Genomic DNA, 11,837 nt, shown 5'->3' on the forward strand with positions numbered 1-11,837 from the left:
GTTTGGGGGGATGCTGAATCGGTGCCGCTCAACGCGCTACCAAGGTGACGATTGCTATCAAGGATACCTTCTATGAGCTTTCGAAAATCAGCTCTGGCGTCAGCGGCGCGCGCGTCATCGAACGGCTGTGCTCGCATCGCGAAGCGCCAAGTCAATGTCTTCACCGACTCTGCCAGAGCTCGAGCCTGATACCAGACCTGCTCGGGCTTTGTGACCGACCGGAAAATGAGGACTCCCATTGAGCAAAGAAATACCGCAGCATAGACACCGAAATAGGCTTTTGATGGCGACAAGTCCAAAGAGAGCACCGACGCTAAAAAAAGAAGAACGTACTCTGCCCGGATCAGGCGCAGAAACGTCGCCTGCTGCTCGTTGGATGCCACGTCGGCGCTATTATAGAGTCCAGGATATTTCATTTTTGAAGCACACCAGTCTATTTTGTGGCGGTAAATTCTTTTAGCCAGGATTTGGCGAACGTGAGGTTAGCAGTCGAGCTTACAGAGCCTATTCTTGGGCGAGGCGCGGTCCCTCTGTTCATAAACAGGAATGCAGGTCCTGTCCCATCAATGTAAGGGTATAGGCCCAAAAATTCTTGCCCGGAGAATGTTTCCGAAGAATTTTTTGCCACGGGCAGAACCGCTACCGCGGTCCGAAACCCATCGAAAAAGCCAAGCTCCCAAGGCATCCATCTGCATCCTGGAGAATTGTTTGAATGCACATAGATTAGCGTCTTTGACTGCCTCATACGGGTCCGCAGCAACTCGGCGGTGGCCGAGGAGACTTTTGTGCGGTCCAGTTGTGAATCTTCGACCCAATCTACGTAAGCAGTGAACCCAAGCTCCTCGAAAATTCGCTTCACACCGAGAACGATCTCTGCGTCCTTGAAAGAATGTGACAGAAAAACGTCGAATGACGATCTGGCTGTAGCTGCGGCCGTCTCTTCCTTTAGAACGATCGATGCGGCTCTATGCCCTCGACTGGCATTCGCAACTCTTTTCAGCTCTGCCTCGGTCAGTAGCACTATTCAAATCCCCCCATGATCTGTTCGCAATCTATGAACTTGACGCCCATTCGATTAAGCGACCCTTGTCTTGTGAAAACTGGCACCATGCTCTCCAGCCGGTAGCGCAACCTCCACCTTCTCAAAGACCACGTCGGGTGGCAGGAGTGACCGGCCTTGTCACCCACCTACGCGACCCCGGCACAGCCATGCTCTTCGCTTAGAAGGCTGCGGAGACCAGCAATGTCAAACAGGACAGACGATCTCCTAATCTCGATCAGCAACGAACTTAGGACGTAAAAACGCGATGGAGCGATCTCCGAATGTCCGCAGGCGTCGAGGGCCGGGTTGGTCGCCAAGGCCGAGCGGGCCAGCTTGCACTCCCGCTACCCGTCGGCTTGCCAAACCCTCGCTGTAGATTCGCCCCCTACACGGATGCGCTGACCGCGACTAAGCTCAATCGCCACTGATCGCCAATCCAGGGCGAAAGTTCCCCCCTTGAAGTAGCGGTAGAGGCATTTTTCGGCACTTCGCATCTTAGATATGGACGCCTCCTCAACCAGGCACGATCCGGTTTGGCTTCTCGCCGTAACCGTGCTGGCCAAGTGCGTCCGATGGCTGCTTCGATCCGTCTCCTGGAATGATCGGTTCCAGATTGCTCAAGCGCATCGTCCTTCCTCGCCATCATAGCGCTCGGCCACGTTTTTCCAGCAATTACTATACCGCAAATGTCCCTTGAGTTTCGTCGGAATGGGCGCCTTTTGCCGACGAATCTACGGGATCCGTGCCAAACACCGTTGAAACTTAAACTTTCGGTTTCACCGTTGCCTCAGGGCGGACAAAGGTATCGGTGAATTGGACTTCACTGGTTTCGTGACGACAAGGCTATAGTATTGATCAATCCCCAAGCCTGCCTGCAGCAGTCCCTCCATGAAATCCTGATAGGCGGCCATAGAACGAGATGCGACCCGCATCAGATAATCCACGCGCCCCCCAATTGCCCAGCAGTCCAGGATTTCCGGAATCTCTTGGATTGCAGTTTCGAAGAGTCGTTGGTCCTCAAGACGATGACGATCCAGCACGACCTCCACCATCACAAAGATCATGCCGCCGATGAGGGCAGGACTCAGTCGCGCATAAAATCCCTCAATAATCCCTGCGGCCTTGAGTGCTCGGAGCCGCTCCGAACAGGCGGACGCCGAAAGATGAACTCGTTTTGCAAGCTCACTTTTTGAAATCCGACCGTCTGCCTGAACTTCGGAGAGAATCCGGACGTCCCAACTGTCGAGTTGCACGGGATCGGGTTTCGACTTCATAACCTATGCTCTCAAGCAGCGATCGACATCGCGTTGTGTGCCGATCAATTCTATCATCAATTGAAACGAGCGAATGTAGCAGTGGAAGGCATCCGTTCCAGGCCCGAGATGTGCCAGAATGGGTACGAAAATCAGCTGAGGGAGAGCGATCAGCTGAGAAAAGCTGCAGAAGTAGTTTGGCTATCGCCCCGACGCCTAACGGGGCAATGATGCAGCTGGAGAGGATAGCCGGCCGCGGCGGAGACCTCCTGATAAATAGATAACCCATTTACTGAACTCCGCTGCCGTACTTGATAGACGCCGCGACGTCATTCGAGCCTCGATCGCGTGTACGGCATATTCAATGCAGTATTCACTGGCACATTCAGCTATTGGAGTGAATTGAAGGCCTTGCTCGTCCGGCCCGCCGAGGCGCATGGCACCGCAAATGCCGCTCGTCTTACGGCTTGCCCGACAATTTGGCGCGGGAGTCTGGCCGAAATCGCCCAACGGAAAGACTCAAACGCCGATGTTGCGTGCGATGCTGTCGGCCGCCATACGCTTACGCCACTCAAGAGGCCCGGAATTGTGAATGGAGTTTCCCTCAACATCGACGGCCATGATAACAGGCATGTCCTGCACATCGAATTCATAGATGGCTTCCATGCCCAGGTCTTCAAAGGCAACGATCCGCGCCGCCTTAATCGATTTTGAGATCAGGTACGCAGCGCCACCCACTGCAGCAAGGTATGGCGTTTTGTGTCTTACAATCGAGGCGATGGCCGCCGGTCCCCTCTCCGCTTTGCCCACCATCGCGAAAAGGCCGGTTTCGGCGAGCACCTTGTCCGTAAAATCGTCCAAGCGGCTGGAGGTTGTTGGACCGGCGGGTCCAACGATCTCATTTCTCGCTGCCCGGACGGGACCGACGTAGTAGATCACGCGTCCCCGCAGATCGACTGGAAGCGGCTTGCCGGCATCGATCAGTTCGACCATTCGTTTGTGGGCAGCGTCACGGCCCGTCAGCATCTTTCCAGACAGCAGGAGCGTTTCACCGCAGCGCCACGATGCCGTCTCTTCCTTCGTCAGCGTATCTAAATTGACCCGCCGGACGCCGGCTGGGTTCAATTCGTCGGCTCCGATGTCGGGCCATTCGCGCAAATCGGGCGGCTGGAGGCTGATGGGTCCAGAGCCGTCCAAAGTAAACTTCAGGTGCCGGTTGGCGGCGCATTGCGGGATGAGCGCCACAGGCTTGGACGCTGCATGAGTAGGATAGGTCGCAACCTTGACGTCAACGACTGTCGTCAGACCACCAAGGCCTTGGGCGCCGATACCAAGCGCGTTGATCCGCTCATAAAGCTCAATCCGCAGCCCCTCCTCTGCGCTTGACGCCCCCCTTGCGATCAGTTCCGCCATATCGATGGGCTCGTTCATGGCCTCCTTGGCCAGCAGCATCGCCTTTTCAGCGCTACCACCGATGCCGACAGAGATCAGTCCAGGTGGACACCACCCGCTGCCAAGGGTCGAAACGGTATTGACCACCCAGTCGGCAACGGAGGCGGTGGGATTGAGGGTGGTAAAACGTGCCTTGTTCTCCGACCCGCCGCCTTTCGCGGCGATGGTGATCTCAATCTGGTTACCTTGCACCAGGTCGACATGGACAACTGCCGGCGTGTTGTCTCGGGTGTTGACCCGTCTAGCGAGGGGATCCGCAACGATCGATGCCCGAAGGGGATTGTCCGGATCGAGATAGGCTTGACGTACGCCCTCATTCACAAGATCAGCGAAACTGGCCGTTGACTTAATGCGGGCATCCATGCCGACCTTTGCGAAGACAACCACAAGTCCGGTGTCCTGACAAATCGGGCGCCGCCCAAAGGCCGCCATGCGGGAGTTCAGCAGAATCTGACCTATGGCATTCTTCGCCGACGGGCTCTGTTCTCGCGTGTATGCGTGAGAAAGAGACCGGATATAATCTGGAGGATGATAGTACGAGATGTACTGAAGGGCGTCGGCGACGCTCCTTGTGATGTCGCTACCGGCCATGGTCCGTGTTCTGTTTCCCACCGGATTTTATCCAATTGAACCGAGGCCATTGACCATTTTCAGAATCTGGAAGCTTCGCACCCCCTGCTCGCCGCCTTCATATCCATAGCCGCTTTGCTTGACTCCTCCATAAGGGGCATCAGCGGAAACCCCTTTCAGGTAATTCACACTAACAGCGCCCGCAGAAAGACCGCCCACAAGCCTCTGTTGCGTATCGGCCGCGCCAGTAAACAAGTAGGCGGCCAGACCGTACTCCGTGGCGTTGGCTTCATCGATCGCCTCTTCGATCGTATCGAAAGGAGCCACGGTGAGAATTGGTCCGAACGGCTCTTCATGAAGCACTCTCGCTTCCTTCGGTACGCCAGTCAGGATGGTTGGCGGCCAGTAAAACCCCGGTCGGTCAAGGGGGGTGCCACCGGTCTCGATTTGGGCGCCGCCCTCTACCGCATCTTTGGTCAGGCGTTGCATGGCCTCGATTCGCCGCGCGTTTGCCATGGGACCCATCTGCGTTGCAGGGTCATCCGGTGGACCGATCCTGATTTTTCGGACCGCCTGCGTCATCCGGAACAGGAATTCCTCATAGCGGGATCGGGCGACAAGAATCCTGCTGGGCGCATTGCAACTCTGGCCCGCGCACTCGAATTTGTATTCCGAAATAGCCGGTATCGCCGTTGCCAGGTCGGCATCTTCGCACACAATAACCGGGGAATGTCCACCGAGCTCAAGGATGCAGCGCTGCAGATTATTCGCGGCCAGTGTGGCCAGCTGTTTCCCAACAGCGGTCGACCCCGTGAACGTCAAGACTTTGACAATTGGCGAACTGAGCAGATGCCGTGATATATGCACAGGAACACCGAACACCAGGTTGACCACGCCTTCCGGTATCCCTGCTTGACGCAAAGATTCCACGATATGGACAGCCACGCTTGGCGTCTCTTCGGCCCCTTTGAGGATCACCGGGCAGCCTGCCGCCAGCGCGGGGGCGAGCTTGCGGGCGATGAGAACGGCTGGATAGTTCCACGGCGTAAAGGCAGCGACGACACCGAGGGCCTCCGGGACGATCATCCTGTTCGGACCCAACGGAATCGGGGTCGACAACTCATCGGCATGCCGGCCATTCCATTCCAGCGTTTCGACTGCGCGCGCGTACTCTCCTGTTGCTTCGGCAATCGTCTTTCCCTGTTCGGACGACAGGTCCCTGGCTGCCGCGCCAGCTTTCTCAGCCAGAATGCTGGCGGCAGAGACGAGGATCTCGCCACGCTCTTTGGCGGGTCGTGAGGACCACGCCTTGCGGCTGCGTTCTGCCGAAGTAAGAGCTTCATCCAAGTCTGAAACCGTAGCCGAGGCCACTGAGGCAAATACCTTCTCCGTCGCCGGGTTGATCACCGGCAAAGTGGCTCGGCTACCACCGGCTCGCCATTTGCCATTAATGAAGAGCTCGTAGCTCCTGGCGTGGGACATCGCGGGCTCCACTTGTGATTCTGGCCATGCGAGCGCCGTTTCAATTTTCGAAGCCGCTGAGCTCGCTTGAGCCAGTTTCATCGCGATGGTCGCAGCGGGTCAAATATCGATTAGTGCCTAAATCCATCTGGAATCCAGATCGATCTGTTTCGACAGCAAGGAAGTCATGCCGTTGTTTACAGATCGATGGTTCTCAGGTCGCGTCAGGAGCCGATGCTACCCAGCCCCGGCTCTCAATCAATTCTCTGGCGACCTTCGGAATGAGCTTGCGGACCGCAGAAACGGCCGCAGAACGCTCATCTTTGGGATTTACAGCGAGCACCACGGAGCGGGTAATCACCGGATCGACTATCTTGACCGTCCGGACCAGCCCTTGGGAGGCTTCTTTCTGAACCGCAGACGGGGCGAGAATAGAATGCGCTTTTCCCTCTACGACCATGTTGATGATCGTTGAGAGGGAGTCCACTTCAAACCTGACGTCCAGCGCGCAACCGTGTTGCGCGACGACATCAGCCACCGAACGCCTGACATTGTTGTTGCGCATGGGAACCGCCAGGGGGAATGCATGCAGGTCGGCCAGAGCTATCGCATCTTCAAACGGTGGCTCGCCGGACGGAACCACCAGACAAAGATCTTCGCGCGCTAGCACAGTCATTCGCCCCACACTGTCTGCTGTGCGGTACAGAACCGCCAGATTGAAGCGTCCAGCCGCCATCCATTCCTCTAGCGGTCCCGTCATACCCTCGACCATCTTGAGGGACACCTTGGGCAGTTCGTGTCTTACCGTCTCAAGCAGCGGACCGCTCAGGACGCGAGCAGCTCCAGACGGAATGCCAATAGTCACCTCCCCTGCAGGGGAAGCGGCTGTGTTGGTCAATTCCACCTCGGTAAGTCGAATTTCTTTAAGAATCGCCCGAGCGCGATCGAGCAGTTTGGCTCCTGACGCCGTCACGCTCACACCGGTCCTGTCGCGTATCAGCAGCTGAGTGCCGAAGCCTTCCTCCAGTTGACGCACATGCAGGCTCAGCGCACTCTGGGCGACATTCAGAAAGCCAGCGGCCTTCGTGAAACTGCCTGCTTCGACCACGCCAACGAAGTATCTTAACTGCCTGATTTCCACGGGTACTCTTCCGAGGGCGGACTGCAATGATGTAATCTATCTCGAAATGCGATGGCGCGACAGCAATAATTGTGCCGAGTTGCATAACGCCTAGCGTAGGGTCGCTCCAGTTTGGTAACCAACCGCTGAGGCCTCAGACGCCCAACCCGGCGCCCGGATCCGTGGCGATGATATCCCGGGCCCTTTGGATAACAGGTGGATCGACCATCCTTCCGTCCAGGGCAAATGCGCCTATGCCCTGCGCCGTCGCATCTTTCTCCGCCGCGAGGACACGACGGGCCCATTCGAGTTCCTGTGGGCTTGGCGAAAAAGCGTCATTGAAGATGGCAACCTGGTTTGGATGGATCGCCAAAGCTCCAGCAAAGCCGAGCCGCCGTGCACGCTCCGCAGCCTCACGAAGTTTGTGAGTGTCAGAGAACGCGCCAATGCTTCCTATGAAGCCCAGCGGGAGCAACCCGGCCGCACGGGCGGCAAAAAGAACAGAAAGGTTTGGCGTCAAGAGAAGATCAAGTTCTGGCGCGCCGCCAACAGCGGCACTGAAGTCTTCAGGGCCAAGGGCCATTGCGACCATCCGGGGATGGGACGAGGCAATGGCCGATAGCTTTTGCAAGGCACCTGGGGTCTCGATTTGGGCAAGAAACCGGATACGTCCTAACGGAAGATTTCTTTCTCGTTCAAGTTCTGAGACCGCGTCCGCAATTTCGGACACCCACTCTGGCGAATCCGTCTTTGAAAGAACAAGTGCATCAACACCTGCCACGACGGCTGCATCAAGATCTGCCGCCAAGGCGCGCAAACTACGATTCACGCGGACCAAAACAGACGCGCCCTTGCGGCCCACCTTAGCCACAGACGCACAAAGCTGCCGCCGCGCCTCTCTCTTTTTATCCTGGGGAACAGAATCCTCCAGGTCGACAATGACGCCATCTGCACCCCGCTCATGCGCCCTCTCCACAAAGCGCGGAACGTGAGCGGGTACGAAGAGCAGGGATCTCCAGCGTGGTAAAGACATTGCGCCGTCAACGGCCACAAAGGTGTCCTTTATCATAAAGAGGCTTCGCGGTCGATTATAGCCAGGCGGTGCCAGTGAAAGATGATCCGAGGCACGTAGGCTCTTTAGAACAAAAACCGCACCCCTCTTGCGGACATACCCGCTCATGCCGAGGCGGCCGTCCCGCGCAAACGCCTCAGAACCTCCTCGCGGACAGCATGGGTATGGGCGCCAAGGGCTGGAACTGGACGCAGTGATGGCCGCTCCAAGTTGAAAATCGCCGCCGGCGCGATCGTCTCGATCGTTCCATCGGGTGTCTCAACCTCAACTCTGCGAACATGGGGATGTTTTGAAACATCCGCCACTTCGCGCAGCCGGCCATATGCTAGGCCGGCCACCTCAAGTTCCTGCATTGCTTCGTTACAGGATAGTTGGGAAAACCGGCGTTCAATAATGTCATCAAGTTGCACACGGTGATCGAGGCGCTCCATGTTATCGGCGAAACCAGGTGCACATGTAAGCTCCGGCTGCTTCAGGAACTTCTCGCAAAAATTTACCCATTCGCGGTCGTTCTGAACCGAAAAGACGACATCTTTGCCATCGGCACAACGATACGCGCCATACGGCGCCAGCGACGGGTGCTTCACGCCTGCGCGTACGGTGCGGTACCCACTATAGTCGTTTTGCAGAACCGGCACGTTCATCCAGTCGGCGACGGCATCGAACAGCGATACCTGAATACTGGTCCCCTCGCCGGTGACCTCGCGGTGATAGAGTGCCTGAAGAATGGCACTGTGCGCTGTCATGCCCGCCGAGATGTCACAGACCGAGACTCCAACACGGGCGGGACCTTGATTGTTGCCGGTAATTGCGCATAGACCAGTTTCAGCCTGGACGATAAGATCATAAGCCTTCAAGTGGGAATATGGCCCTCTGTCCCCGAACCCAGAGATGTCGCAAGTGATCAGGCGCGGATATTGTCGACGCAGATCAGCAGACCCGAATCCCAATTTTTCGATGCTTCCCGGCTTCAGGTTCTGGATAAAGACGTCGGCGCCGGCAATAAGGATGTCGAGCACGGCCCGGTCCTCCTCCAACCTCAAGTCGAGACAGACCGACTCCTTGCCCCGGTTGAGCCAAACAAAGTAAGCGCTCTGCCCACGCACCAACTTGTCGTAGTTTCGGGCAAAGTCTCCTTCGGGCCTTTCGATCTTGATGACACGCGCGCCGGCATCCGCAAGACGAGAGGACGCATAAGGCGCAGCCACGGCCTGCTCCACGGCTACGACAGTGATCCTCTCAAGAGAGTTCTGCATGCGACACCGCTTTTTTCATCTTACGAGCTCGTTTTGAGTCCGACGACGGTTCAGCGTCGCCAGAAGCCGATTTTGTTCGTTCCCAACAATGGAGAATGCCTCGTCTACACCCATGCCGGGCTTTGCGAGCATCATGTCGGCCTGGGTCGCTAGCGAAACGTGGACTGTAGCCTGGGCCGAGAGATCCGTCTCGGTACAACTTCCCCCGACATACGCCCCTACTTTGTTCGCCTTACACAGCAGAACTGCTCGCGCTGTATCGGCAATTGAGCCCACGTCTGGCGTCTTGATTTGAACGAGGTGCGTGGCCTTCGCTTCGGCAAAGAGCCGAATATCCTCTAGCGTATTGCATCGTTCATCCACAACTATACGGGCGCTGGAGCCCCGACTGTCCAAGATCGATACGATCTTGGCGTAGTTCTCGATTTGAGCTTGGGTCGAACCAAAATCCGCCGGGGACTCGACATTGAGAATGAAAGCCGGAACACTCTCGGCAACCCTGCAGATAAAGTCAGCAATCTCTTGTGGCTCCATGCCAATTTCTTGGCCGATCCAGCCATAAACATCGAAATGCAGCACGGGATGATACCCGGGGCGGCCAATCTCGCGCGTACGCCTCGCGACCCACCTCACGAACTCCATGAAGGTCTGACCGCCAGTCCCGAATTTTTGTCGCGAGTTGATCAGACCGTGGGGGAGCACGTCCACCGCCCTCAGAATCATCTTATCAACGTTGATTTCGCGCGCATCTCCACTTTGACAATAAATCGGAACGCTGAACGTCGGCAGCGCTAGGTCAAATTCTTTGCACAGAATTTCCGCCATGGTGGTGCGGTGAAGGTGGGCCGCAGCGCGTAGGAGCGCCTGGCTGACGCCGTACTCGATCGCAAGAGGTAACTGCTTGTGGTCGTAGTCCTCTAAAACCGTCGCACAGGCATCAAGGTAACGAGACGCATCGACATCCAACAGTCGCGGCACCACAACCCGCGACGTCAATTCCGAAATTTGGACAGAATCAAACAAAGGATCCCGCCCGCCAGCACCAGAGTACTGCACGCCCATCATGTCACCCCAAACGACGCTGTCGTCCGCTAGTACAAGTCCGACGCTGAGCGACGACGCCGGAACGCGAATGGACGTAAATCCAGGCGTCACCGGTTCGCCAAGATAAATAAAGCCGTCCTGGATCGCTCCGGACCTAATGGCAGACTGATCGTCATAAAAGAACGCGCCGTTGCCAGATGCGAGTAGGACGTCTTTGATCTGCACTTCGTTCGCTCGAATGTTCCAATTACACTAATGAAGGGGTATGCTGACATGCGTTGCATCGATTATGGGCCACTTGTCGCCGGACCCGCCAATATAAAGTCGGGGACGGTCCCATCGCGTTTTGAGATGGCCCATGCCTGAAAGGCGGATCAGTCGCCTTGACGCTGCCATTGACGTGCCCGCAAGGTGCTGGTTGGCAATTGCGAGAACAGTAGCCCCGCACAGAGTTCCCCCACGATGGCGTCCAAAGCGCGCCACAACAATGCCGATTACCGAACGATATATTCGTTCGCCATCGCAGGCACCTCAACTGGCATTACTTCTCGACGATCGGAAGGTCGATGAAGCAGCCCCCGGGACCGCGATAAAACTTCAGCAATGGCGGCTCGCCGTCCGCGGGCACATTGGCGAACGAAGTCTTGTCACTTCCGGCGAGGACTACCCTCAAGCGATAACCTACCGAAAGGCGGGCGGAAATCGGGTGCAACGTGAACGTCAAGGTGGCAATTTCGCCCGGCGTAAGAGGCTCGGCGTCGCGTTCAAGAAAGCTGTGCTGTGGACCAAGAACGTCGAACGGAGAGTTGGTCCACACCTTCCGGTGCAGGACCCGCAGCTGCCCTTCCGTCAGATACCGGGATACCCCATCTGGTTGCACGGCCTCAAGGTAAACAAAGAAATTGCCATCTTCGCGCGTAGAGCTGATATTGAGCTCAACAAATGGATGCCCGGTGATTTCGAGGTCATTTGCCAATGGTTCGCTGGTATAGGTAAGCCGAGCCTCGTCGAACTGACGCCGATCTCCATAATCTACTTTACCCCCACTGCCGCCGTTGGTGTCCCACCGGTTTGTTAGAACGTCGCCAAGATCTCGGTCGACCTGCAGGAAGTCAAAACCTGCGGCGTCGGGCGATGAGTCCAGCCGCGAACCACTGGACATGTACCACCGTCTGCGCCTGGCTTCGGGCGGCCAGGACGTGGTCGATTTCCAAGCACCCTCGCCCACCGTGTAGTAGTGAACTACCTTACCTCCCACGCGCGCGGCTTCGCCGTTGAAACAAGCTTCAGCGAACCGGATATCATTGGCCTGCTGGGTCGCAAACGTTGGTAGGATTTCCTCATCGGCGGGCCGAAGCGGATCATAAGGTATCGCTCCACCGTGGTTCCAGGGACCGATTATCACGTTCATCGGATTTGATTGCAACAAGAAGCGGCGCACGGCCCCTTGCGCGGAGCCAGAATCAAACCAGCTCGCCCAATTCTGGGTAGGAATGCCGGACTTAGATATCCGCTCCGCCGCCATCTCTGGCGTCCAGTCAAGTATGGTTGCTCCGTCCCATAATGT

General features: G+C 56.8%; 9 protein-coding genes. All 9 read right to left on the reverse strand.

The features are described 5' to 3' along the window. Positions 1–383 (reverse strand): DUF4231 domain-containing protein (locus tag EN984_RS07225; RefSeq protein ID WP_206517409.1); only part of this gene is annotated, 383 nt, incomplete at its 3' end. Positions 384–1,818: 1,435 nt separating this feature from the next. Further along, entirely contained in the window at positions 1,819–2,316 is a 498-nt protein-coding gene (locus EN984_RS07230; RefSeq protein WP_127266643.1) for an Lrp/AsnC family transcriptional regulator, read from the reverse strand. Positions 2,317–2,814: 498 nt separating this feature from the next. Continuing rightward, on the reverse strand, positions 2,815–4,338 hold the full coding sequence (locus EN984_RS07235; RefSeq protein ID WP_127266644.1) for a fumarate hydratase: 1,524 nt from the start codon (positions 4,336–4,338) through the stop codon (positions 2,815–2,817). A 27-nt stretch (positions 4,339–4,365) separates the two neighbouring features. Continuing rightward, positions 4,366–5,799, reverse strand: coding sequence for an NAD-dependent succinate-semialdehyde dehydrogenase (locus tag EN984_RS07240; protein ID WP_127266645.1), 1,434 nt, complete (start codon positions 5,797–5,799; stop codon positions 4,366–4,368). 193 nt (positions 5,800–5,992) lie between these two features. Beyond that, complete coding sequence (locus EN984_RS07245; protein ID WP_127266646.1) at positions 5,993–6,919, reverse strand: LysR family transcriptional regulator; 927 nt, start codon at positions 6,917–6,919, stop codon at positions 5,993–5,995. 133 nt (positions 6,920–7,052) lie between these two features. After that, entirely contained in the window at positions 7,053–7,967 is a 915-nt protein-coding gene (locus tag EN984_RS07250) for a CoA ester lyase (RefSeq protein WP_236383480.1), read from the reverse strand. 107 nt (positions 7,968–8,074) lie between these two features. Beyond that, a complete protein-coding gene (locus EN984_RS07255) occupies positions 8,075–9,226 on the reverse strand; it encodes a CaiB/BaiF CoA-transferase family protein (protein WP_127266647.1) in 1,152 nt (383 codons plus the stop codon). A gap of 15 nt (positions 9,227–9,241) precedes the next feature. Then, on the reverse strand, positions 9,242–10,495 hold the full coding sequence (locus EN984_RS07260) for a methylaspartate ammonia-lyase (protein WP_127270361.1): 1,254 nt from the start codon (positions 10,493–10,495) through the stop codon (positions 9,242–9,244). A 316-nt stretch (positions 10,496–10,811) separates the two neighbouring features. Then, positions 10,812–11,837 (reverse strand): CocE/NonD family hydrolase (locus tag EN984_RS07265; RefSeq protein WP_127383682.1); only part of this gene is annotated, 1,026 nt, incomplete at its 5' end.

The organism is Mesorhizobium sp. M7A.F.Ca.CA.004.12.1.1, from assembly GCF_003997835.1.
Lineage (GTDB): Bacteria > Pseudomonadota > Alphaproteobacteria > Rhizobiales > Rhizobiaceae > Mesorhizobium.